This window comes from Sneathiella sp. (assembly GCF_036960985.1).
GTDB lineage: Bacteria > Pseudomonadota > Alphaproteobacteria > Sneathiellales > Sneathiellaceae > Sneathiella.
This window is the reverse complement of the sequence record NZ_JBALWD010000017.1, coordinates 34,007-59,327: the sequence shown is the minus strand read 5'-3', so window position 1 is coordinate 59,327 and position 25,321 is coordinate 34,007. Positions and strand designations below refer to the sequence as shown.

The following is a 25,321-nucleotide window of genomic DNA, read 5'->3' as shown; positions in this document are numbered from 1 at the left end:
CTCTTCAACCGGCTTAATGCCTAATATCGGCCCAATTCGAGCAACCAGCCGACCAACGATCGGGGCCGCAGTCCAGCCTGCCCCTCTAAAGCCATGGGTTTTGGCGTTTCCTTTTGGCTCATCCATCACCGCGAGCACGACATAGCGTGGATCATTCATCGGAAAGGCGCTCACAAAAGATGTCACCACCGCGGACCGCTTATATTTTCCGCCTTCAACTTTTTCAGCTGTACCGGTTTTTCCGCCAACCAAATACCCTTTCGCCGCAGCTTTACTACCCGTTCCCTGCTCTACCACCAGTCTCATAAGCTTTCGCATCGTATTCGAAGTTTTAGTTTTAATGACCTGCCTGGCCACTAATCCAACAGCTGGATCGCGGCGAATTAAGGTGGGATTGATATAGGCACCGCCATTCACCACAGCCGAAACACCAGCGCTCAATTGCAAGGGACTCACGGAGAGACCATGTCCATATGAAATTGTCATGGTTTCAAGGGTATTCCACCTTGGCGGCAAAATTGGGGCGCCAACTTCAGGCAGCTCAATCGAAGGTTTCTCCAATAAACCTAACTTACCCAGGAAAGCCTTGTGTTTCTTAGGGCCAACATCAATTGCCATTTTGGCTGTGCCAATATTGGAAGAGTACATGTAAATTTCAGGGACCGACAACCAACGCTTTTTAGGATGATCGTCGCGAATGAGGAAGCCAGCTCTCTTAATTGGTTTGGTTGCATCATATCCACCATGCAACCCAATTGTGCCCGCATCTAATGCCATAGCTGTTGTAAATGTTTTGAAAGTAGATCCCATTTCGTAGACGCCGAGTGTTACTTTATTAAACTTGCTATCGCCTGAAAAATCACTCGGCCGATTGGGATCAAAATCCGGCAAGGAAACCATCGCCAGGATTTCACCGGTTTTCACATCCATAACCATGCCTGCGGCTCCGATTGCCTGAAACATGGACATATGCCGGGTCAGTTCATCGCGCACCGCATGCTGGATCCGCACGTCAATGGACAGATTCAAATCAGTGGCAACCGTTTCTTTGGACCCACTTAGTTGTCCGTTAAAGTATTTCTCAACACCGGCGATGCCTAAATTATCGAGATCAGTGTATCCAAGTAAATGCGACACTAACGCGCCCATCGGATAAAACCGTTTTTCTTCCTCTCTAAAATGTAATCCTGGGATCCCTAAGGCGTTAATTCTATATTGTTGGGTTGGGGTCAAATTCCGCTTGAGCCAGACGAAGTTTTTGGCGGACGATAATTTGCTTAAAATCATTGCTTCGCTCATGTTATCCAACACGCGAGAAAGCTTTGACGCCAGCTCCTGCCTATCCATCACATTTTTGGGCTCGGCAAATAATGATGCTGTCTTAAGGGTCGTCGCAAGAAGAACCCCATTTCGATCACGAATTTCTGCGCGCATGCCGTCTGAATAAGCCAGGGGGCTTTGATTTGCTTTTTCGGGATACGCCCGGGCACTTTCGCTATCTCCGCTTAACGCCAGCCCTACAAGCCGGCCTGCTAATACAACAAAACAAAAAGCGAAAATTACGCCGGCCATCACAAGGCGATTTCGTCCCTGCTCTAGTGTTTCTTTAGCGCTTCCGTCGAGACGAAGGGCAATGTTTTTATCGCCGGAAGTATGAGCATTCAACGGGTTTTTGAGATTGAGGCGGGAACGGCGCGACTTTGACAGCCAAGTCAATTCGCTCATTGCACCCCTCCAGCTTTTGAGAATGTCGCCAATGTGTAGGATCCCAGCGGCTTGCTTTTGGGAGATTTATATTCCTTTCTTGGCTTTTTCCGAGGTAACGGAACATTCTTGGCATCCAATTCCGACAAAGTAATGACATTTTCTGGAATTTGTCCGAGATCTGCCACCTGGTAGGGAGCAATCAACAGCAAGGGAAGATGTGTCGTCGCTAACGATTGAAGCACATCTGGCCTGTTCTGATATGCCCATTCCGCCTTTAGTATTCTAATTGTTTCCCTGTTGTCGGAAATATTTTTGTCCAAAGAAGCCAAATTCTTTTCTAAACTCTGCACCTCATAGGACAATTGATACAAACCATAGGAAACCCCAGCGACAAGTAGCAGCGACAATGCGGTAAGGTTCATTTTCACGCTGCCACCTCACCCCAGGCTTTCGCGCCTGTACGGATAGCCCCGCGAAGCCGTGCTGACCGCGATCGGGAATTTGCAGCCAACTCGTCTTCACGCGCTTTGATCGTGCCTCTTTTGACTAACTTAAAGGAGGGAGCTGGCCCCTCGTCATTTACAGGAACATGACGAGACGGCCTAGCACGCCCTTCAGACCTTGCTGACAGGAAGTTTTTCACGCGACGGTCTTCAAGACTATGGAAAGATACAACCGCGAGACGACCGCTGGGAGTAAGCAGTCTCTCGGATGCGGCTAGACCCTTGACCAGCTGCCCAAGTTCATCATTTACAAATATACGCAACGCTTGGAAGGTACGCGTCGCCGGATGGATGCCCTTTCCTGTAGGACGAACCACTGACGCCACCGCTTCCGCTAACTCTACTGTACTGGTGAAAGGCTTTACTTCGCGCCTTTCGACTACGACACGCGCAATTGCGCGCGATCTGCGCTCCTCGCCATACACAAAAATAATCCTGGCAAGTTCCGCTTCAGATTCTTCATTTACGACATCCGCCGCCGTCCGCCCTTTACTCGACATTCTCATGTCCAACGGTCCGTCGCGCATGAATGAGAAGCCACGATCAGCTTCATCAATTTGCATAGAGGACACACCAATATCCAGTGCTATCCCATCGACACCTGACAATCCCTTAGTTGCGAGCAGCGCCTCCATATCGGCGTAACATCCCTCGAGCATAATTAATCGCCCCGAGTATTTCTCAGCCATCGTTTGCCCCATAGAAATAGCAAGAGGATCACGATCTATTCCGTAAACAACGCAGTTCGCCGCTTCGAGAATAGCTTGACTGTAACCACCGGCACCAAAAGTACCGTCCACAAAAACTTCGCCGTCCTTCGGCGCCAAAATATTGACAACCTCTCGCAGCAGAACAGAGATATGGGGCGCGTCATTTTCAATCATGACCGCCCTCCTCCACCTTCATGTTCGTGCTGCCAGCTCGTTTTGATTTCGCCCGCGCACGCGCCTCTTTCTTTCGGGCCGTAAAGGCTTCAGGCTGCCAGATTTGAAAACTATCGCCGCGACCAACAAACGCGCATTGGCCATCAATACCGGCATCCTCCAACATATCCGTCGGGATCGTGATCCGACCATCTCCATCAAACGACAGTTCAAGCGCATCGGGCATCAAGGCATCGGCGAAGCTTTCGCGGTCTTCAGAAAGCGGATCAAAGCTACCAATTTTCTCAAGGAGTTTTTCCATGACATCCATGCCACAGCCATCTATCGCGTCGCCATTTACGGTTGGGAATAAAACAACACTGTCAAATCCGTTTTCTGCCAACACAGATCGAAACCGGGCAGGTACAGATACGCGCCCCTTTTTATCAATCTTGTTTACATATGTGGACAGAAACAGGGCCATAACAGCCAAAATCCCCCTAAATTCCCTATTTTCACCCTCTATTTTCTGATTTTTCCGGATTTAATCCTTCAGTAAACGGGATAATCCGGGATATCATGGGATAAGATGGAAGTCAACGGAAATACGCCGGAAAATCGTGGGTTTCAAGTATTCTTTGAAGGGTTTCAAAAAACGATTAGAAAGATTATTCTGCGGTTACTTGAAGACAATCATGAGAATTCTAACTATTGATTTCAATACAATATTTTTATTTGTTCTCTTTTTGTTCTATATTAACTAATTCAGCAAAATTGCAAGAAGACTAGTGCAGGGTTTTACGTTCCGTTGGGAACTCAACCCTCTCAACCGTCGGATGAGAAACCACAAACATCATAATTTTCATATATATATAATAATTCTGCGAATCTCCCGCAAACCAACTTGAAGTCGGAGAAAAAGCGGAAAAAGCTATTTCAGAATTTCGGTTCGCTCATGATGAGCGCCATATAGCTCTTCTTGTTCCAGGCGATAATCTTTGATGGAGCCTTCCATGGTCCTGGTTATGATTTCTTCTAATGAACGCGCCGTATTAATCCGCCCCATATATACATAATCAGCTCCCGAAGCATACACATCCTTAGCTGAAGAAAGTTCTTCTGCATTGGCAATTACAATAGCACTCGTGTTCATATTCCGGACGGTTTGCACAAGTTTCTGATTACTCGTCCCCCGAAGTATGTCATCAGGTATTGTGGCAACGATAACCTTCGCTTTATCAATACCAGCATGCATCAAGGTATCGTCGTTTGACAAATCCCCATAGCGAACATTTGCGCCTAGCTTACGAATGGCCGCATGAAGCTGAACATTAAAATCAATCACTAAAATCCGAGAAACCAATTCAGGCTTATGCTTCGCGATCTCATGGAGCAAAGAGGATGCTACCCGGTGGAAACCAAGTAACACAAGATCATATTCCTTTACCGTCTCATCAAGCCCTTCGTCTGGCTCTTTAAATCCGCATTTTTGTAAAAACGGCGCAATGAACCGGTGAATATCATAGGCATGCTTATAAAGTGGTGGTGTCAATAAGGCAGTAATAATAAACCCGAAAATAATCGCACTGGCGAATTCGTCCGAGATATGTCCATATTGCGAACCGAGATACGCGATGACCAGTCCAAATTCTGACAGCTGTGCTAACCGTATGGAAGCGACTTCCGCATGCCGTTGATCTCCACCGGTAAAATAAAGCAGGGGAAAGAAGATCAATTGGCGGCTTAGCAAGGCAAAAAAGGCCAATGCAATTGCAATAACTATGACACTCATGCCAGTAACAGGCGGGATACTCATCCCTAACCCGACAAAGAACAAGGTGATAAAGAAATCTCTAACGATCCCAACTTTCGCAACTATTTCCCTGCTATATGGCAAGGTTGCAATGGTCATACCAGCGATCAGCGCACTCATCCCCGTTGCAACGGACATGACTGAACTTTCACCGAAAATATATACACCGACGTAATCTAAACCACCGCCGATAAAAACAATGGTGAAACACCAACCAATGGCCCCAACGAGAATAAGTTGCGGCTCCTTCGCTAGCCACTTAAACACAATTGGAACCAAGCTTTTCGCCAAACTATATGAAAGTATACTTAAAATGACGATCCCAAGGCAGGACATCAAGGCCGGGACAAGCTCTGGATTCGTAAATGTCGGCTGCATAATAATAACAATGATTGCCCAAAAATCCTGAAAGACCAGAATTCCCAGAGCAATACGGCCAGGTTCTGTATCAAGCTCATACTTTTCTTGAAATAATTTAATCACCAAGAGCGTAGAAGAGCCGGCGATAAAGATGCCAAAATACAAAGCGTCATAAGTCCCGGTCAGCCCAGTCGAAAGTCCAAGCCAGAGAAGCCCCTTAACAACAACAAAACCAAAAAGCACGCTTATTGGGTATTGCAAAAATCCGGTAATGATGATCATTTTTCCGCTGCGCAGCATCCGGCGCAAGTCGATTTCCATGCCGATCATGAAAAGAAGCAAGATAAAACCAAGCTCCGCAATTGTATCTATATTCTCCGGATGTGTGATCAGCTTCAAACCAATCGGACCAATCAATATGCCGCTCAGAAGAAACGCAGCAATACTTGGAATTTTGAGGCGAACAAAGACAATCGCAAGAATACTCGCAACAAAAATACTAATGCCAATATCATACACTAGCGGTGGCATCTCTGTCGCTGCGGCAAAGGCTGGAGAGGAGTTAAAAAATACCAAAGAGGTTGCTAAAAGTAATGAAATTAAGGTGGTCAATTGTTTAATTTCATCCTTTCCGCGAGTTATTTGTCAATTTTAGAAATTAGTACGCGCCCCCAGAACCTTTGTCCAGCATACGTGGCAATTTCGATTGTCACACTGTTTAATACCAACAAACGAACTTAAATAAGGCAGATGGCCTATAAGCCGGGTTCTGTCCCTGAAAACAGGGGATAATCATTCATCTAGGGTACCTGTTACCAAGCACCTCAAGCAACCAACCCGGACGTCAGCTCGGAAAACCAGCCTGCACACGAGAATACCCTGTGCCGGACGCCCCTATTTGGTTTTGCTCCCGATGGGGTTTACCGTGCCGCTTCTGTTGCCAGCCGCGCGGTGCGCTCTTACCGCACCCTTTCACCCTTACCCGTCAATAAAGTCAGGCGGTTTACTTTCTGTGGCACTTTCCCTGGGGTCACCCCCGCCGGCCATTAACCGGCATCGCATTTCCGTGGAGCCCGGACTTTCCTCCCCTTACTTTCGCAAGCGGCGATCATCCAGCCATCTGATGGCTCTTAGGTAAGCTGCGTTTTCGATGGTGTCAAGCGGACAGACTTGTTAAAAATTTCCTCAGCCGCTGATTGGGTTACGCTATCAGCAACGCCATCGATTAGATCTGGGCGCCAATGACGTTGAAAAGCCTTAAGGACCGCGACTAGCTCTTCATCAAACATGTCAATGTCAGCAACAGTATACCCTATACCACGAAGAAACCCCCGAAGCCTTTGAACCGGGCGTCCACCGTCACCAACAGACAATGATGACAAAGTCAAATCCGCTGCCCAGCCTTGCGGAAACCATAGTCCGATGCCAATTGCAGCCAGCTTGTCCCATGCGAACAACTCACCCGGATCCTGCTTTCGCGCCGGTGCAATATCTGAATGACCAACAACATGCGTTGGCAGGATACCATGCCGCTGTACGATATCTTTTGACAACTCACTGACGCTTGCCATTTGATTATCGGAGAAAGTCCTGTAGCCAAGTTCATGACCGGGATTGACAATTTCTACACCTATAGAGCGGGCGTTTATATTGGCTTCGCCTCGCCATGAAGAAACGCCAGCATGCCAGGCGCGCTTATTCTCTTCAACAAGTTGAAAAATAGTTCCATCTTCTTCGATAAAATAATGGGCGCTTACCTGAGAAACTTCTTCCGTCAATCGAGCAAGGGCAGCCGTTCCTGTTTCCATACCTGTGTAATGCAATACGAGCATATCGGTAGGCACACCCTCCCCCCTATCATCAAAATTCGGAGAAGGTTGCCAAATTACTTTTTCACGCACCGTCAATGCCCTCTACAGCCTTCTGTTTGTTGGAGCGAAATGTAATGATTGTTACCCCGCTCATAACCATTGCTCCGCCAATCACTAACTCTATGGTGATCTGATCTCCCCAGAATACTACTCCCAAAATTATGGCAAAAACCGGCACCAAAAGATAATAAGGTGCAATGGTGCTGACAGGGTAGAATTTTATCAGGTAATTCCCGAGTCCATGGCCGATTACTGTTGCGCCGATTGCAGAAAAGGCTACCGCCGACCATTCTTCCCAACCCGCGGATTGAAGTGCGTTCACCTGCCCTGATTCAAAAATAAAGGATAGGCAAAGTATGGGTACAAACGCTATGGCGGCTGTCCAAAACGTCAAATTAAGCGCACCAATTCCCGGCATAGTTCGAACGATAACCAAATTGACGGATAAGAAAAACGATGCGATGGCAACTAACGCAGGCGAGAGAAAACTACTAAAAATTATCGGATCGAAACCAATTACCATCACGCCCGCGAAAGCCATAACAATGGCTGTCCACCGTCGCCATCCCAGGCGTTCTTTAAGAAAAATGACAGCCATCAACGCGGAAAAAGGCACGAAAGTCTGGTTAACAATCGCCACCGGAGAAATATCCGGTGCGATGGATAACCCCCAAAACATTAGGGAGTAGTGCAAAACACCCATCAATAAACCGACAATCAACAATTTACGCCAATAGCCGTGGGGTATTGAGATAAAGGGCACCATAACAACGATCACCATGGCAAACCTCAACGCCGTAAAGAATAACGGTGGAAACTCCTCCATTCCAATTTTTGCAGCTAGGAAGTTAGATGCCCACAAAAAATTGACCAGCAAAATGAGCGCAAGATCTTTGTTTTTCAAATTTATTTCCGATCTTACAAGCCTCGAATTTTAGAGACTTCGTCATACGCTGCATTGATCTTCGCCAATTTATCGTTCGCCACATCTACAAACTCCTGAGGCAATCCTTGGGCCATAACTTTGTCCGGATGGTTTTCAAGAATTAATTGCCGATGTACTTTCTTCAGCTCCTCATTGGAAATATCTGCCGACACGCCCAATATTTGATAAGGATCACTTTCTCCATCTTTTGCATGATAACTTTTTATGCGCGCATACGCTGCCTCGTTGAAGCCAAAGATCCCGGCAACATTTTGCAGATAAATATCCTCATCCGGGTGAAGAACACCATCTGCCATGGCAATGGAAAACAAACCGTGCAGCAAGTCTTCCATCATTTGTGGCGTATCACGGAACATCCGCTCCACCTGAGCAGCATATTCTTCATATCCGGCCGTATCTTTACGAGCCATATTAAAGACCCGGCCAACGTTTTTCTCTTCATTGGCTGGAATTCGAAAAACCCGCTTGAAGACATCTATTTCTTCTCTGGTGACCACGCCATCTGCCTTAGCCATTTTTGCACCAAGGGCAATTACCGCGATGGTAAATGCCACCTGTTTGACGTGATGCGTTCCTGTCTCGCCGTCATGTTCTTCGCCAGCTTGGCGGATTTTATCGACAGCATGCCCGGCTAAACCGCCTACTAGGGCACCCAAAGGCCCACCGACTAACAGTCCGGCTGCTCCGCCAAGAATTTTTCCCCAAATAGCCATGATGTAAATTTCGCCGTAGATGAAGTTGAAGACAAATAGTAGCAGGCTCACTCGAAAATCGCCAGCATTCCGGAAATACTATTTCGGCAACCATCATTATAAATCTATGCCGCTCAATATAGTTTGTCCGTATCTCGGTATTTTTTGGCTTAATCGCGAAAGATTACGGATTCTGGAGCTCGTATAGTAAGGCAATTGATAGATTTACTTGGATTGAGGAAGAATGAGTAGTTTTCAAAAATGGCGCACGCCAGAGATCATGTTGATGACTGTAGCCGCTGGCTGGTCCGTCGGCTTCGCCGTCTGGATGGCCTTGCTCAATAACTTTGCTGTTGATGCCGCTGAATTTTCAGGCCGAGAAATCGGAATATTACAATCGCTTAGAGAGATACCCGGGTTTTTGGCTTTTACCGTCATCTTCGTCTTGCTCATCATTGCCGAACAACGGTTATTGATGATTTCGTTGCTGGTATTTGGCATTGGCGTCGCAATAACCGGCTTTTTTCCGTATGAATATGGCCTCTATTTCACCACCGTGCTCATGTCCATCGGGTTCCATTACGGGGAAGCAATAAAGCAATCGCTCACCTTGCAACTCATCTCCAAGGAACACACACCGCTTGCCCTGGGCCGACAAATATCTGCACAGGCATTTGCAGCGCTTATCGCTTATGGCGTAATTTTCCTCGGCACCAAATTTCTTGATCTGGACTATGCCGTTATTTATGCCGTTGGCGGTGCGATCACAGTCTTTATCACCTTGGGTGCGTGGGCTTTCTTTCCACAGTTTAAAGTCGCCGTGCCACAGTCAAAGAAAATCATACTGCGCAAGCGTTATTGGCTGTATTACGCTCTGACTTTCTTGGCTGGAGCACGGCGACAAATTTTTATCGTCTTTGCTGGCTTTATGATGGTTGAAAAATTTGGATATGATGTTGCGACAATCACTCTTTTGTATCTGATCAACCATGCTATCAATATCTTTCTCGCACCTCGCATTGGTCGCCTCGTTGCCCATTGGGGAGAGCGAAAAGCACTCGTATTCGAATATACAGGACTAGTGCTGATTTTTGCAGCTTACGCTTTCGTCCAAAATGCAACGATGGCGGCCGGCCTTTATGTTCTGGATCATTTATTCTTCGCCTTTGCTATTGGAATAAAGAGCTACTTTCAGAAAATTGCGGACCCAAAAGACATGGCAGCAACCGCCGGAGTGAGTTTTACGATCAATCACATTGCCGCGGTTGTGATACCTGTTCTATTTGGACTTTTATGGCTCATATCACCAGCCAGCGTATTTTTGGCAGGCGCCGGCATGGCATTACTTTCGTTGATTATATCACTTAACATCCCGCGGCATCCGTGCGAGGGCAATGAAGTAATTAGAGGCCCGCGCTATGACAATGCGGGAAATGTAGTTAACGCAAACCCTTAAGAGCGCCTCAAGTCTGTGTCGGTGGGTCGTCCGGATCCTTGTCATCGATAAGGATCCGATTGGCCGCCCCCTCCATGTCCTCATACTGACCATTTTTTAAACTCCATAAAAATGCCAGAAGGCCAAGCCCTCCCAGGAATAATGCCGCTGGAATTAAATAAACAAGCACATTCATCTTGTTCCTCCATTACGTTCAAGCCGCAACCTTAAGGAATTCAAACATACGGCAAGTGAGGAAGCTGACATTGCAATTGCCGCAAACAACGGTGTGACAAAGCCTGCGACGGCCAGCGGAACTGCAATGGCATTATATAGGAAAGCTAGTGAGAAATTCTGAACAACAAGTCGATGCGCAAATTTTGCCACTTTTATCGTTTCGAAAACAGCGGCTAGGCTTCGCCCTTGGAACACAAAATCAGCAGCCGTCTGGCTAATATCCGCCGCCGTTGAGGGAGATATGGAAACATGTGCCGCCGCCAACGCCGGGGCATCATTAAGTCCGTCGCCAATCATCACAACCTTCCGACCAGCTTCCCTCAAGGCCTCTAGCCGAGCAACTTTGTCTTCTGGTTTCTGTTGCGCCTTCCAATTTTCAATCCCGAGCTCACTGGCTATCTGCTCAACGACAGCAGCTCTATCACCGGAAATAATTTCGACACGGTACCCCTGTCTCACTAACCTCTGAATGGTTTGTCGAGCAGCGGGTCGCACTTGATCCAAAAATCGAAACTGTACCGGTTCTTTACCGGCGACAGCCAACCACAGTTCAGGCCCCGCTGCCTCTTCCAAATTCTCGTTTGCGATTGCACCAGTCCAGAATCTATTGCCGAGCTTCATCTCAGTGCCGTCGACAATTGCCGTTAGGCCTTCACCCGGCAATTCCTGAACGTCAAACGGTTTTACAGTTACTTGTCTGTGACGACTGATAGCAAGCGCTAAGGGATGGCGGCTTGCCCGCGCAATAGACGCCGCCAAATCCAAATCTTCTTCAGATATTTCAGATTGGTTCTGGAGTTCTAACCGCCCCTCAGTCAGCGTGCCTGTCTTATCAAATACAACAGTATCAATCTGAGCAAGGCGCTCCAGTCCATCTGCCGATTTAACTAAAATTCCTTTGCCCAACAAACGACCGCTAGCGACAACCTGAACCACGGGGACTGCCAATCCCAAAGCACAGGGACAGGTAATAATCAGCACTGCAACAGCCTGAAGGAGGGCAACCTGCCAGTTGGCACCGAAGAACCACCAGCCGGCAAATGTGAGCGCAGCGAGGATATGAACCGTTGGTGCATAGATTTCCGCGATACGGTCTGCCAGCCGGACATATTTTGCTCGCCCTTGTTCCGCGGCTTCCATAAGCCGGACGATATCGCCGAGGAGAGTATTATCGCCTGTTTTGGTCGCCGTAACTTCAAGCGGGCCCTGCAAATTCATGGTTCCGGCAAAGACTTCGTCACCCGTCGTTACAAACACTGGTAGGCTCTCTCCTGTGACTAGGCTGATATCCAATTCTGATCGACCCGAGGAGACAACGCCATCCACAGGCAGACGTTCGCCAACAGTTATCTGTACCAAATGTCCAGGCATCACAGCATCTGCAGGAATGGTTTGCTGCGTCCCATCCGCGTTTATGACGGTGGCTGCCACAGATTTTAACAGAAGAAGCCGTTCTGCAGCCGATCTTGCTTTATTCCGCGCCGCCCTATCCAGATACCGTCCAATGAGCAGAAAGAAAAGCAAGGTGACAGAAGCATCAAAGTAAGTGTGCTCCCCTCCTTGGATAGTTTCTGACAGACTCATTGCCGACGCCAGTAATACCGCGAGAGAAATAGGTACATCCATATTGAGACGGCCGTTTTTAAGGGCCCCCGACGCGGATTTAAAAAACGGTTGCCCAGCATAAGCGACTGCCGGCAAGGCGATCATCGCAGATATCCAATGCAGGAAGCTCCGAGTAGCGCCCCCCATGTCTTCAGAAAAAAATCCGGCCCACACCGAAACCGATAAAAGCATGACATTCGCGGCTGCAAAACCTGCAACGGCCAGTGCTTTCAGGAGCTGGCGATCTTCTGCTGCTGAGGCAGCTTGAATGAGGTCTGGATTATATGGTGTAAGCGGATACCCCATGGAAATTACAGGACGCAGTATATCTCCCGCAATTGCTCTGTCTTCATGCCAGCGGACAAAAAGTCGGCGAGTGGAAAAATTGACACGTGCATCAATTACCGCAGGGTTAGATTGCAGGGTCTCCTCAATATTCTTTATACAATTGGCGCAATGCATATTCTCGACAAGCAAATACAGCATTGCATTGCTATCTTGATCATGCGCCACAAAAGCAGCCGGGTCTGAATCAACAAAATCACGATAGTTTTCTTGTTGTGTCCCTATTTCGGCAAGGGCTGCTGCACCGCCAGCACAGCAGTCTCCGCCAATGTCATGCTCACGAGACGGCAGCGGGTCGTCTGTGGTTTTGCGCGCTATTTCACCCATATTCTTTTGTCCAACCGGTAAGGCACGGCATACCCTCCACCTTGTACTTGAATGGTTATGTCCCATTGGCCTTTTTCAAGACCAGAAAGATCGGTAATATATAATTGGTCGGCATAAACAAACATAATCGGCTTGTCTGCTTCTTCAATAACTGGACGACGGAGAGTGCCCAAGATTGACAAGTTTTCTATCGGTTGCTTATCCGGATCAAGTAATCTTAATCGTATAATTCCCGTATCATCGCCTAACTGCTCAAATTCCAGCGAATGCTGCCATCCCCGCGCATTCTGCTCTTCTTTCGCCTGAAGTTCCTCATTATACGCGAGACCGCGGCGATAGGCATCCGACACGCTTACACCGGAAAAACTATTCAACGCAAAATAAACGAAAATCCCATTTACGGCGAACATCAATCCGAAAAAGGCTGCAAGCATGAAAGCAACATGTCGTCCAGTCAATTTTTTACCCACCACTTGCGTACTCATTTCTCCGGCCCTTTGAAACTCGTACCCTGAGTGTCTGTTTCACCGGTTTCACGGTCAACAACGGTGACGTTAAGATCACTACTTTTACTTTCAATATTTGCCGACGGTATTGAGACAAACAGCTTTACACTGGATACGGAATCGCCCGGAACTGTAACGATCATTGTATGATCTTTAGGGCCTTCTTTTTGGAACCAGCTCTGCAGCCCAGCAGGGCCCGATACTTCCACATGGTATTTTCGCACCGCGTGCAACTTATTAAGTATTTTGACCGTATACCCATTTCTTATGGATCCGTCCGACAACGTGACAAATAATGGATTTCGATCTCGTATGACGTTAACGTCAAGAATGGAGCGATTCAATAAGGTGAACAGCATAATCGCGCCAACAAACGCCAAAATTAAGGCATATGCAATCGTTCTGGGTCGAATTAGACGCACTTTGAGCTTCTTGTCCGGGGTCCCATCAAATTGCCCGGCATAGGTATCGTAGCTGATCAATCCCCTTGGTAAATCAACTTTATCCATGACATCGTTACAGGCGTCGATACATAGCGCGCATGTAATGCATTCCATTTGCAGGCCATCGCGAATATCTATTCCCATCGGGCAAACCGCAACACATTGATTACAATCGATACAATGGCCACTGTTTTCCCAGGATTGGCCTTTTTTGTGTGGACCACGGGGCTCTCCACGCGCGCCGTGATAGGTCACGGTCAAAGATTCATCTCCAACCATTGCGCCCTGAATTCGCGGCCATGGGCACATATATGTGCAGACTTGCTCCCGCATTAATCCACCAAAGATATAGGTTGTGGCCGTCAGCGTGGCGACACTGGCATAGGCAATAACGGCCGCCTCAAGCGTGAATAGATCAACAATAAGAGACGGGGCATCTGCAAAGTAGAACACCCAAGCGCCGCCCGTAAGCACGCCGATCAGCAACCATATGGAATGCTTGGTGACACGCTTCGTCAATTTCGATATCGACATCGGTGCCTTGTCGAGCTTTAGCCTTGCGTTTCGATCCCCTTCGATAGATCGCTCGACAAATATAAACAAATCTGTCCAGACCGTTTGCGGGCAAGAATATCCGCACCATGCCCTACCAAACAATGCCGTCACCAAGAACAACGACACGGCGGCGATGATAAGAAGGCCGGTTATGTAATAAACTTCCTGCGGCCATAACTCGATGAAGAAAAAATAGAAACGCTCTGTAGCGAAGTCTACCAGAACAGCTTGGTCTGGCGCCCCTTCCCCACGATCCCAACGGATCCACGGCGTGACATAGTAGATCGACAAGGTCACCGCCATGATGATCCACTTCAATCGCCGAAAATCACCCCGTGCCTTTTTGGGCTGGATTTTCTCGCGTCTTTCAAATAGCGCCCGGTTTTCTTTTTTATTAACCGGACGAACATCTACATTCTCTACGGCGCTCTCAACCAAAAGCTCATCTCCAAGACGGATTGGTTAAACAGAAATTACTCCCCGCCCCCCAGGGAATGCACAAACAATGTCATTTGACGTATGGTTACATCGTCCAAACGATTTGCCCACGCCGGCATTACATTTGCGCGGCCCTTCGAGATTGTTCTAACGATAGTTGCTTTGTCTCCGCCATAGAACCAGATTGCGTCAGTCAAATTTGGCGCTCCAAATTCGCGTAATCCTTTGGCGTTGTCCCCATGGCACGACGCACAGTTTTCCACGTAAACTTCCTTGCCACGCATGACAGCTTCTTCGTTCTGACTGCTTTGCGACAATGACAATATGTAATCCGCCACATCGCTAATCTGATCTTTTTCCAATAATTCATCATCCAAAAAAGCCGGCATATCCCCTATTCGGGTGTCCTCGTGGTCCGATCGGATCCCGTACTTAATCGTTTCATAAATTTGATCGACGCTGCCACCCCATAGCCAGTCATCATCATTCAAGTTTGGAAATCCTGGTGCACCTTGCGCCCCAGATCCATGGCATTGCGAGCAATTGACAGCAAACGCAGATTTTCCACCAGAAAGCGCAAATTGGTAGGTTTGCTGGTCGGATTTAACGTTACTGAGCTCCATGGTGACTAGCGCAGCACGATCAACAGAATGAGCGTCAGCAGCAGCAGCCAATTCCTGCTCCAACAGGCCACGGGATGAATAACCAATCATTCCTCTTGTGTAATCAGTTACCAATGGCCAAGCTGGCATAACGATCCAGTAGCCGATTGACCAAACGATCGTGGCATACATCGTCCACAACCACCAACGGGGCATCGGTGTATCGAGCTCTTTGATACCATCCCATTCGTGCCCCGTCGTCTCAGTACCGGAGAACTCGTCTTTCTCTACGTTGTTGGAATTGTCGGACATGTTTAATCTTCCTCAAGCGGGATCTGGGCAGCTTCGTCAAATTTCTCCTTGTTTCGCGGCCAAAGCGCGTAACCAACGACGATAAGAAACATGCCGAATAGATACAGCAGACCGTAACTCTGCGAAAAGGCGGAAACCGAATTATAATCCATCTGTCCTCCTACCTCTTGTTGGCGTCAGCGTCATAAGACGTGAAATCAACAAGTGTTCCCATCATTTGCAAATATGCAATCATTGCATCCAACTCAGATAACATTGCAGGGTTACCATCGAAGTCACGTACTTGGGCCTTTGGATATCGCTCCAACAAACCGTCAACGTCATCGGCATCTGGATCCACTTGTGTTCTTAAATCCGCAGCCGCTTGCTCCAACATTTCGTCGGTATAGGGAACTCCAACCATTTTGTTGGCAACGAGGTTCGCCTTTATATCCGGAATATCCAGAGTTGTTTTCGCAAGAAAAGGATAACCGGGCATGATCGACTCTGGAACTACGTCCCGTGGATTATTCATGTGGGTTGTATGCCACTCATCTGAATACCGCCCACCAACCCGAGCGAGGTCCGGCCCCGTCCGCTTGGAGCCCCATTGGAACGGATGGTCATACATGCTTTCTGCAGCAAGGGAATAATGACCATATCGCTCCGCCTCATCTCGCAAAGGACGAATCATTTGGCTGTGGCAATTATAACAACCTTCACGAATATAGATGTCGCGCCCCGCCAATTCCAACGGACTGTAAGGTCGCATCCCTTTCACTTTTTCGATTGTACTCTCAAGGTAAAATAGAGGCGCGATTTCAATAATCCCACCAATAGAGACGACGAAAAGCGAGAGGACTACCAAAAGGATCGAGTTTTTCTCAATTACTTTATGACTGAACATACTGCTTACCTCGCCCCAACATATTCTGCGTTAAGGACCAAAGCGCCAACTTCCTTTTGACGGACATCACCACGAATAGTCCGCCATAAATTGTAAGCCATAATCAGCGACCCGATTACGAACAACACGCCGCCCAACGCACGGATCACATAAAAAGGATGCATTGCTTCAACGGATTCGCTGAACGAATACTCTAAGAAACCAAAACTGTCATATGCGCGCCACATTAGGCCTTGCAAAATGCCGGATACCCACATCGCCGTGATATACAACACGATGCCAAGAGTAGAAATCCAAAAATGAAGATTAACCAGCATATCAGAATAAAGTGTTTTTCGTTTCCACAATACAGGGACTAGGAAATACATTGCGCCGAAACTTATATATGCGACCCAACCGAGAGCTCCGGAATGTACATGGCCGATGGTCCAGTCGGTGTAATGGCTGAGCGCATTTACCGCTTTAATCGACATCAGAGGCCCTTCAAATGTGCTCATGCCATAGAAGGCAACAGACGTCACCAAGAAGCGAACGACCGGATCGGTGCGCAATTTATCCCAGGCTCCAGACAACGTCATCAGGCCGTTAATCATGCCGCCCCATGAGGGCATCCACAGCATAATTGAGAATGTCATGCCTAAAGTCTGCGCCCAATCTGGCAAAGCCGTATAATGCAGGTGATGAGGTCCAGCCCAAATATACAAGAAGATCAACGACCAGAAATGAATGATTGATAGGCGATAGGAATAGACAGGCCGATTAACGCGTTTAGGGATGAAGTAATACATAATCCCGAGGAAACCGGCCGTCAGGAAAAAGCCAACGGCATTATGTCCGTACCACCATTGTGTCAATGCGCTTTGAACACCGGCGAATAAGGAGTAGCTTTTCACCCCAGTAAAACTCACGGGCATGGACAGGTTATTGACGATATGGAGCATCGCTACCGTAACAATGAAAGCCAAGTAGAACCAGTTCGCAACATAAATATGCTTTTCTTTTCGTTTCCAGAGGGTCGCAAGGAAAACAAACAGATAAACGACCCAGACTAACGTTAGCCAAATGTCCACATACCACTCAGGCTCGGCATATTCCTTGGACTGCGTCACACCCAAAAGATAACCCGTTGCTGCCAAAACAATAAACAACTGATAGCCCCAAAAAACAAACCATGGAGCCATTGTTCCAGCTAAGCGAGCGCGACACGTTCGCTGCACGACGTGGAACGATGTCATAATCAGCACGTTTCCGCCAAAAGCGAACACAACGGCCGACGTATGAAGTGGCCGCAACCGACCAAAATTTGTCCAGGGTAAATCGAAATTCAGAACTGGAAAAGCCAGCTGTAACGCAATAATAAGGCCGACGGAAAAACCCACGATCCCCCAGACTGTAGAGGCAATAAGTCCTGCTTTTACAATATCGATATTATAATCGACCTGCCCATTTCCATTGGTCAATACGGGAATATTGAGCGAACTATAATGCCGCGAAATAAGAGCAAAAGCGCTAATGACGCTGGCGATGGAAAAGAGCATCCCATGGATCATCATTGCCGGATCAACGGCCTTGGCCGACAGCAAGATCCCAATTAAAGCCCCAATAATTGTAAAGCCTAGCCATAACAGATTCATGTCGAGTTCCGTCTTCTTCGTTAATTTTCTCGGGTTCTGAAATTTTGCGCCTCAGGAACTTCTTTGCGACGAACCCCAGCATCCCCACTTTATCGCGACGTATCGAGCCTGCATTGATTAAGATCAATAGCCAACCAACAAACTCCCCCAAGCCGTTTTTCGCACATAACTTAACTTTAATTTAAACCGCTTTTGAGTGCTGCGCCAAGCCTTGATTTAAATATTTGTCAAACACGGCACAAATAGATCGCACGAACGGACGCCCCTTATTCGTTACCACCAAATGACCAAGCTTGTTCTCAACTAAACCCTCTTGCTCAAGTTCTACGAGAGCTGTCAACTCTGGTTGAAAATCCGAAATTTGTATTGGAAACAGGCCACGTGCGCTATTCAAATTTACTTCAAGATCGCACATCAATCTTTCAATTATATGCCGCCGAATTTTATCATCGAGACTAAGTTCTATGCCTTTGATAACAGCCAATTCACCCTTTTGCATAAACTCTTCGTAGCTGCGCATAGGAACGGTATTCTGGACATAACCGCGCGGTAAACTTCCAATCGAGGAAGCGCCTATACCCAGTAAAGTCTCCGCATTGTCCGTTGTATATCCTTGGAAATTACGGCTCAGTTTACCTTGGTTATGGCTAACTGCCAGTTCGTCATGTTCCGCCGCGAAATGATCCAAACCAATTTTTCGATACCCAAGCTCAGCTAGACGATCAGATGCGGAGTTGGCTTGTGTCAATCGTGCTGGGCCATCAGGCAGATCCTGATCCCGGATCATTTTCATGTGGCTTTTCATCCACGGAACATGCGCATAACCAAATAGAGCTATGCGATCGGGCCTCAGGCTATGGGCCAAATCTACGGTGCGCCGCACGTCCGTTTCGTTCTGCAGTGGCAATCCATACATCAGATCGAAATTAATGTTAGTTATGCCGGCTGCTCTGAGATCTTCCGTCACCGCTTTGGTCGTTTCATAAGGTTGAACGCGATTTATGGCTTCTTGCACAACCAAACTGAAATCTTGTACGCCTAAACTGGCACGATTAATTCCCGCCGCTGCCAACGCATCTATCATTTCAGCATCTAGGGTGCGCGGATCTATTTCGATCGCCTTTTCCGCCTTTTCCGTGAAATCGAAATACTCTTCAAACAGCTGCATAGTTGATTTAAAATCGGCAGGCGAAAGAATAGTTGGTGTGCCGCCCCCCCAATGAATATGAGAGATCGAGAACCTCTCCGGTAAAATTGACGCCAGCAACTTTATTTCCGTCTGCATCGCCCGCACATATTTGGCTATCGGTTCGTACTTCGCCGTTACTTTCGTATGGCACCCACAATACCAGCACATTTTCCGGCAAAAGGGGACATGCACATAAATAGAAAGGGGTTTATCCGCATTTAGCTCTTCTAACCAGCGACGGTACGTTCGGGCATCAATGCGGGAAGAGAAATGAGGCGCAGTTGGATAACTCGTATATCTGGGAACAGATTGCGAAAGTCTGTCCTTCACCCCATCTGTCATGGCTCTAAGCCTGCCAAACACTTCAATTCCGTCATATCGAGAACGGATATCCGATCAGAAGACGGAATTATTAGAACATCATTTGATTTTAGAGTGGTCAACGTTCGGCTGACCGTCTCGATTGTCAGTCCTAGGTAATCAGCAATATCACGCCTACTCATGGAAAGGCTGATCTCGCTATCATCTCCGTTCGCGTTTTTAAACTTCTGAGCGCGTTCAACTAAGAATGTCGCAACCTTCTCAATAGGTGTCTTCCGGCCCAGCAACAAAAGGTGGCTTCTCATCTGGTTTATTTCATACTCCATCTTATCCATCAAAGAGTTACGCAGGCCCGGCATATCGTTTAAACGAGCCCGAATATCTGGAAGCGGCGTTTGGCAGACAATCGTGTCAGTAATTGCCTCCGCATCGGCAGTATAATAGCCTTGATTATGCTCTCCGAGCTTGTCGCCACAGGCCCTGAAATCTGTTACCTGCCGGCGTCCATCATTTAGTAAACTCGAAAGCCGCGCTTCACCTGAAACAACGGTGTATAAATAATTTGCGGGATCCATTTCCCGATAAATTGACTGTCCTGCCTTGACCAGGCGAACTTGACTTAGTTTTCTGAACCGGGTGAGTTCTTTCCCATCTAAAGAAGCGCAAATCGCCTTTTTATGGGCGGCACAACAATTACAAGGAGATAAGGGAATTGGTCGAGCCCTTGCTACAGGATTTAGCGGGCGGTAAGATTTCGCTTCATAAGCCTCAAATACACCGGTTTCTCGATCTCTCAATTCTAGTGCCATTTTCTCTTCTCCCCTTGTCGGTCATTACCTATCGGCCGCGATTGGTAGCTTCTGGTTAGGCAATAATTCCCGCATATTAAAGAACATTCCATGCGGTCAGATGACGCAGGCTTGGCCACCGGTTAATTCTACCGAGAAATTTCGCAAATTAGAGAATTTTTTGGCAGTTTATATAGCCTCTAGCAAAAAATATCCCAGCAGCGGCAAATTGCCACAGCCGGGATATTTACGCTTTCCTCGCTTATTTTTAGTTATTTTTACGCAAGGAAACCGTCAAAGAGTTAATAGATCCATAGCATCTGCCAATAATACAGGTGCATCCTGCAAAAGGCGATTGCCGGCTTCTATTTCAAAGCACTATCACCAACACTTAACGGGTCATGGGAGCGCAACCTGGTGTCGACAACCAACCGCGATAGCAAGAGACGACGCGCATCACCACCGGCTTCTCCAAGCGCCGCCCCTTCCGTTGCCAGTAATGTTGCTGTTGTTACATGATAAAGAGCATCTGATGCCTGCCTCGCCAGCGTTTCATTACCAGACTTCGCTACGTCTTCTGCAAACGATGTCGCCCGATCAATCAACCCAATTAGCTCACCACCATATTGACCTGGTATCCCTTCAGCAGTTTCTATACGGTCTTTCAAATCTTCAGCCAGCGCTTCGTGCGCACCAACTTTTGCGATAGCCCTTGTCGTAATATCCAACGCATTAATATTGGACGTCCCTTCCCAGAGCAACCCAGTGTGGGCATCACGAACTAGTCGAGAATTCACCCAATCCTCAATAAACCCATTGCCGCCACGCACTTCCAGTGATCCTGTTGCGACAGTAATATTGTCTCGGCATGCTCTGAATTTTAAAAGGGGCGTAAGAATTCGATTAAGTCGCTTAGCGCTTTCATCTCCTGCATCAGCTTTGTGAAGAATATTGGCTACATGCATGACCATTGAAAGTACCTGCTCCGTTGGCACCATCAGTTTAAGCAATTGACGGCGCAGGAGCGGTTTATGAATTATGGCTTCACCGAAAACATCTCTTGTTTTCGCAGTCACGAGAGCCTCATTCAAGCAGCGACGCATCATTCCTGCAGCGCGAACACCATGAGACAGCCGAGACATGCTGACTTGATCCATCATCTGCTTCAAGCCTGGGTTAGGCTTGGCACCAACATCGCCAAAGGCGTATCCTAAGGCACCTTCAAAAACGATCTCGCCAGAGGCCATGGACTTTGTGCCCATTTTGTCTTTCAAGCGGACAATGCGGTATTTATTCCGGCGGCCATTCTCAAGCTGCCTTGGAACCGCAAATATCGCCAGACCTGAATTTCCGTCCGGGGCCCCCTCCGGCCTCGCCAGAACCAGACATACATCCGCATCTGCACAGGAGCAGAACCATTTGTCGCCGTATATCTTCCATTCGCCATCTTCCTGTTTCGCCGTAACAGCAAAATTCGCGACTTCAGATCCTCCGATCTTCTCAGTCATAAACTGAGCACCTTTATAACTACTTTCCATATCCTGACTGAGCATGAGATCAAGATATTTGTCCTTGGCAATTTCCGGCCCATATCGTTCAAGCAACATCGCGGATGTATCTGTCACGGAAATAGGACACATCAATCCAAATTCAGACTGCGTAAACAAATACTGAAAAATATACTTGGCCATGGGTGGAATTTTTTCAGGCCAACCAAAAACTCCGGGCTTATGCGACATGGCGTGGATACCAAATTCTCCATATCCCAGTTGTTCCATTTCCCGGTATGCCGGATGAAACTCAATCCAGTCCTCATTCCGCCCGCGCGCATCTCGGGAATGCAATACGGGTGGATGCCGATCGCACATCCGGGCCAGATCATCCAACCGGTTACCCGCGATATTGCCCAGTCGCTGATAAATTGGGGTCATATGCTCTCGGAGATCTTGCGGAAGATACAGTGTTAGCAAATCCTGAAGGCTTTGATCGATATCGAAAAAGTTAAGTCCGTGGCAATCGTCTGCCACCCAATCTTCCAGTTCCTTTTTTTCTGCATTTTTGGGAATGGATGCTTCAATATTCATAGTAACTCCGAGTTCGCAAGGAAAGTAGGACGCTTGATCATAGAGTAAGAATAGCCTTTGCTTCGTCAAGTTTGATTGATTTATCAGACAGTAGCACATCTGTTGCCGCAGTATCGAAGGCATCATTTTCCATGGAAAGCGGTTGCGCAGAATTCAACTTGTGATCCACGACCATGCGAGACAGAAGCAGTCTTCGAGCGTCTCGACCGATTTCTCCCAACTTCGTTCCTTCGTTTGCAAGCAATGTCGCAGTCGTAACATGGTAAAGCGCACTGGAGGCCTTTCGGGCGTGTGTTTCTTTTCCGGAACGCGCGACTTCCTCGGCGAATTTTACCGTCTGATCAACCAGTCCTTTTAACTGTCCTGCATACTGGCCCGGAATGGATTTATTATCCTCCAACTGGGCGGTTAATTCTTCCCCAAGGTCTTCATGTGCCCCCAAGCGTGCAATGGCACGCGTGGTTACGTCCAGCGAATTAATATTCGACGTACCTTCCCATAACACCCCTAAATGCGCATCCCGAACGAGGCGTGGATTAACCCAGTCTTCGATAAAGCCGTTGCCGCCTCGAACTTCCATGGCGCCAGTCGCCACACGGACATTATCCCGAGCAGTCCGGTATTTGAGAAGCGGTGTTAAAATGCGTGTCCGTTTGGCTGCAGCTTCATCGCCGCCATCCGCTTTGTGCAAATTATCAGCAACAAACATGAACATTGAAAGCGCCTGTTCTGTTGGCACCATTAATTTCATCAACTGGCGACGCAGCAGAGGCTTTTCTATCAAGGTGCTGCCGAAGGCTTTTCGGTAATTAGCTACAGTCAGGGCTTCATTCAAACAGCGGCGCATCATTGACGCCGCCCGAACACCATGAGAAAGGCGAGATATATTCACCTGATCCATCATCATCTTCAGACCGCCATTTGGATGCGCGCCAACATCGCCCAGCGGATAAGCAACGGCCCCATCAAAGATAATTTCGCCGGAGGCCATGGATTTGGACCCAAGTTTTTCTTTTAGGCGGACAATCCGATAGGAATTTCTGCGGCCATCATCAAGATGACGAGGCAGAGCAAAAAGAGCCAGGCCACTATTTCCTTCTGGCGCACCTTGTGGGCGGGCTAGCAAGAGTGCCACATCACCATCGGCACAGGAACAGAACCATTTTTCTCCGTGAAGTGTCCAGGTGCCATTCTCCTCGCGTGCTTCCAAAGAGATATTAGAGACATCTGACCCGCCTGTTTTCTCGGTCATGAACTGGGCGCCTTTCAGGATTTCATTCATATCCTGACTTAACATCCGATCGAGAAAGCGGTCTTTCGTTTTATCATCTGCATAGCTTTTAATCAGCATTGCCGTACTGTCCGTTGCGGAAATTGGGCAAAGTTGGCCAAACTCAGATTGGCCGAACAAGTATTGAAATATATATTTTGCGACCGGAGGAACTACTCCCTCCCAACCGAGAACCCCGCTTTTTCGGGACATGCAATGAATACCAAATTGCCCAAGAGCCACCTCTTCCATTTTGCGATAAGACGGATGAAATTCGATCCAGTCTTCATTGCGGCCACGGGCATCTCGGGTATGTAATTTTGGTATATGCCGATCAGCCTCGCGGGACCAATCATCAAGATCCGTTCCGGCAATCTGACCCAGTTTTTTAAAATGAGGTTCCATATGGGAGCGTAGATCCTCAGGCATGTAGCAATGCATGAGGTCTTGTAACCCGGTGTCGACATCGAAGAAATTTAATCCATGGCAATCGGGCGCCACATAGTCCGACAGTTCTTGTGGAACAAAATGTTGCTTCTTATTTATAGAATTCATCTTAGTTTTCCTCGGTGTAGGCGCAGTGAACTTGGTCAATTGTTGACCTATACCCTGCTCTACAGAAGAGCATTAGACAATCGAATATTCCGCATGATATGATTGCTAAATACTCACGCAAAGGTACCGAAATATGCTTCATATCCCCTCTACATCAGGCCTTAGAGCTTTCGAATCGGCTTGTCGTTATTTGAGTTTCAATCAAGCAGCAGAAGAACTGGGCGTAACACCCGGAGCTGTCAGTCGCCAAATTCAAAGCCTTGAGCATTATCTTGGAAAAACGCTATTTCATCGTCATCACAAGAAAGTCGAACTTACAGCCGTTGGACGTCAGTATCTTTCAGAGGTGACGGTGCCGCTTGAAAAACTTGCGGCAGCGTCTGTGCGGTTAAGAAGCGAGAATCTTCGAAATGCCCTCTCTATCTGCACCTATCCTACATTTGCAATAAATTGGCTCATACCGCGCTGGGCAAGCCTTTACGAAAAGTATCCGGATATAGACATACAACTTATTACGTCCTTAAATCCGGCAGATTACGAGCGGGACGATTTCGATTTATCTGTTCAGGTATTGGCAGAAGGAACCACCATTAAAGGTATGCAAATTGACAAGCTATTGGAAGTCGACACCTATCCTGTCTGTAGTCCGAAACTAGCAGAGCAAATCAAAAACCTTACAGATCTGCAGGATGTTGTTCTTTTGCATGAGAATCCGCGCCCTACTGATTGGCCAAGATGGCTTCATAAGGCGGGTTTAGAGAGTGTTGATTCCAGTAAAGGCTTGCAGTTTGAAAGCGCGAATATGGCGCAACATGCGGCCATGAACGGGCTTGGTGTCGCCATTGGTATTGACGCTCTTGTGCAGGAAGATATCAAAGCTGGGCGGCTGGTAAAACCGTTTGATATTGTTCGCCGATCCGGATTTCCCTTTCACCTTGTTTCTTCCACACGCAAATCAAGCCGGCCTAAATTAGTGGCCATTCGCGAATGGATGCTTGAGGCGGCCAAACAACCTGTATAAATTCCATAAACCG

Annotated in this window: 22 protein-coding genes and 1 other RNA gene; 2 read left to right on the top strand and 21 right to left on the bottom strand. The window is 47.7% G+C overall.

What is annotated here, in order from left to right; translation table 11 throughout:
• The 9 genes from V7723_RS11530 to V7723_RS11490 all read right to left on the bottom strand — a co-directional run.
• Positions 1-1,725: peptidoglycan D,D-transpeptidase FtsI family protein (locus tag V7723_RS11530; protein ID WP_335684621.1), on the bottom strand; the 1,725-nt coding region annotated here is incomplete at its 3' end.
• A complete protein-coding gene (ftsL, locus tag V7723_RS11525) occupies positions 1,722-2,129 on the bottom strand; it encodes a cell division protein FtsL (protein ID WP_335684620.1) in 408 nt (135 codons plus the stop codon). The genes ftsL and V7723_RS11530, both read right to left, overlap by 4 nt.
• Positions 2,130-2,131: 2 nt before the next feature.
• Positions 2,132-3,094, bottom strand: a complete 963-nt coding sequence (rsmH, locus tag V7723_RS11520) for a 16S rRNA (cytosine(1402)-N(4))-methyltransferase RsmH (protein WP_335684619.1) — start codon at positions 3,092-3,094, stop codon at positions 2,132-2,134.
• The gene (locus tag V7723_RS11515; RefSeq protein WP_335684618.1) at positions 3,087-3,557 is read right to left on the bottom strand and encodes a division/cell wall cluster transcriptional repressor MraZ; all 471 of its coding nucleotides are present in this window, start codon (positions 3,555-3,557) and stop codon (positions 3,087-3,089) included. The genes rsmH and V7723_RS11515 overlap by 8 nt, the downstream gene beginning before the upstream one ends.
• 447 nt (positions 3,558-4,004) lie before the next feature.
• Complete coding sequence (locus V7723_RS11510; RefSeq protein WP_335684617.1) at positions 4,005-5,858, bottom strand: cation:proton antiporter; 1,854 nt, start codon at positions 5,856-5,858, stop codon at positions 4,005-4,007.
• A 130-nt stretch (positions 5,859-5,988) separates the two neighbouring features.
• Positions 5,989-6,370, bottom strand: an RNA gene (gene rnpB, locus V7723_RS11505) — RNase P RNA component class A.
• A 6-nt stretch (positions 6,371-6,376) separates the two neighbouring features.
• Entirely contained in the window at positions 6,377-7,147 is a 771-nt protein-coding gene (locus V7723_RS11500) for an N-acetylmuramoyl-L-alanine amidase (protein WP_335684616.1), read from the bottom strand.
• Positions 7,140-8,021 (bottom strand): DMT family transporter, encoded by an 882-nt coding sequence (locus V7723_RS11495; protein ID WP_335684615.1) that lies wholly within the window; start codon positions 8,019-8,021, stop codon positions 7,140-7,142. The genes V7723_RS11500 and V7723_RS11495 overlap by 8 nt, the downstream gene beginning before the upstream one ends.
• A gap of 14 nt (positions 8,022-8,035) precedes the next feature.
• A complete protein-coding gene (locus V7723_RS11490) occupies positions 8,036-8,827 on the bottom strand; it encodes a TerB family tellurite resistance protein (protein ID WP_335684614.1) in 792 nt (263 codons plus the stop codon).
• A gap of 172 nt (positions 8,828-8,999) precedes the next feature.
• Here V7723_RS11490 and V7723_RS11485 point away from each other — a divergent pair, with 172 nt between their 5' ends.
• Positions 9,000-10,211 carry an MFS transporter gene (locus V7723_RS11485; protein WP_335684613.1) on the top strand — a complete coding sequence of 404 codons (1,212 nt, stop codon included), beginning with the start codon at positions 9,000-9,002 and terminating at the stop codon, positions 10,209-10,211.
• 7 nt (positions 10,212-10,218) lie between these two features.
• Here the strand turns inward: V7723_RS11485 and ccoS are convergent, their stop codons facing one another.
• The 12 genes from ccoS to V7723_RS11425 all read right to left on the bottom strand — a co-directional run bounded on the left by ccoS (position 10,219) and on the right by V7723_RS11425 (position 24,287).
• Positions 10,219-10,386, bottom strand: a complete 168-nt coding sequence (gene ccoS / locus V7723_RS11480; protein ID WP_335684612.1) for a cbb3-type cytochrome oxidase assembly protein CcoS — start codon at positions 10,384-10,386, stop codon at positions 10,219-10,221.
• On the bottom strand, positions 10,383-12,704 hold the full coding sequence (locus tag V7723_RS11475) for a cation-translocating P-type ATPase (protein WP_335684611.1): 2,322 nt from the start codon (positions 12,702-12,704) through the stop codon (positions 10,383-10,385). The genes ccoS and V7723_RS11475 overlap by 4 nt, the downstream gene beginning before the upstream one ends.
• The gene (locus tag V7723_RS11470) at positions 12,692-13,189 is read right to left on the bottom strand and encodes a FixH family protein (protein ID WP_335684610.1); all 498 of its coding nucleotides are present in this window, start codon (positions 13,187-13,189) and stop codon (positions 12,692-12,694) included. The genes V7723_RS11475 and V7723_RS11470 overlap by 13 nt, the downstream gene beginning before the upstream one ends.
• Complete coding sequence (gene ccoG / locus V7723_RS11465; RefSeq protein WP_335684609.1) at positions 13,186-14,646, bottom strand: cytochrome c oxidase accessory protein CcoG; 1,461 nt, start codon at positions 14,644-14,646, stop codon at positions 13,186-13,188. Before ccoG ends, V7723_RS11470 begins: the two co-directional genes overlap by 4 nt.
• 35 nt (positions 14,647-14,681) lie before the next feature.
• A complete protein-coding gene (gene ccoP, locus V7723_RS11460) occupies positions 14,682-15,560 on the bottom strand; it encodes a cytochrome-c oxidase, cbb3-type subunit III (RefSeq protein ID WP_335684608.1) in 879 nt (292 codons plus the stop codon).
• Positions 15,561-15,562: 2 nt separating this feature from the next.
• The gene (locus tag V7723_RS11455; RefSeq protein WP_335684607.1) at positions 15,563-15,712 is read right to left on the bottom strand and encodes a cbb3-type cytochrome oxidase subunit 3; all 150 of its coding nucleotides are present in this window, start codon (positions 15,710-15,712) and stop codon (positions 15,563-15,565) included.
• A gap of 8 nt (positions 15,713-15,720) precedes the next feature.
• Entirely contained in the window at positions 15,721-16,446 is a 726-nt protein-coding gene (gene ccoO / locus V7723_RS11450; protein ID WP_335684606.1) for a cytochrome-c oxidase, cbb3-type subunit II, read from the bottom strand.
• A gap of 5 nt (positions 16,447-16,451) precedes the next feature.
• Positions 16,452-18,080 carry a cytochrome-c oxidase, cbb3-type subunit I gene (gene ccoN, locus V7723_RS11445; RefSeq protein WP_335684605.1) on the bottom strand — a complete coding sequence of 543 codons (1,629 nt, stop codon included), beginning with the start codon at positions 18,078-18,080 and terminating at the stop codon, positions 16,452-16,454.
• Positions 18,081-18,261: 181 nt separating this feature from the next.
• Positions 18,262-19,611 carry an oxygen-independent coproporphyrinogen III oxidase gene (hemN, locus tag V7723_RS11440; protein WP_335684604.1) on the bottom strand — a complete coding sequence of 450 codons (1,350 nt, stop codon included), beginning with the start codon at positions 19,609-19,611 and terminating at the stop codon, positions 18,262-18,264.
• On the bottom strand, positions 19,608-20,399 hold the full coding sequence (locus V7723_RS11435) for a Crp/Fnr family transcriptional regulator (RefSeq protein ID WP_335684603.1): 792 nt from the start codon (positions 20,397-20,399) through the stop codon (positions 19,608-19,610). The genes hemN and V7723_RS11435 overlap by 4 nt, the downstream gene beginning before the upstream one ends.
• Positions 20,400-20,743: 344 nt before the next feature.
• Positions 20,744-22,462, bottom strand: a complete 1,719-nt coding sequence (locus V7723_RS11430) for an acyl-CoA dehydrogenase family protein (RefSeq protein ID WP_335684602.1) — start codon at positions 22,460-22,462, stop codon at positions 20,744-20,746.
• Between the two features lie 37 nt (positions 22,463-22,499).
• Positions 22,500-24,287, bottom strand: a complete 1,788-nt coding sequence (locus tag V7723_RS11425; RefSeq protein WP_335684601.1) for an acyl-CoA dehydrogenase family protein — start codon at positions 24,285-24,287, stop codon at positions 22,500-22,502.
• A gap of 133 nt (positions 24,288-24,420) precedes the next feature.
• Between V7723_RS11425 and V7723_RS11420 the strand changes: the two genes are divergently transcribed.
• Positions 24,421-25,308: a LysR substrate-binding domain-containing protein gene (locus V7723_RS11420; protein ID WP_335684600.1), complete on the top strand. Its 888-nt coding sequence runs from the start codon at positions 24,421-24,423 to the stop codon at positions 25,306-25,308.
• Positions 25,309-25,321: the final 13 nt, after the last annotated feature.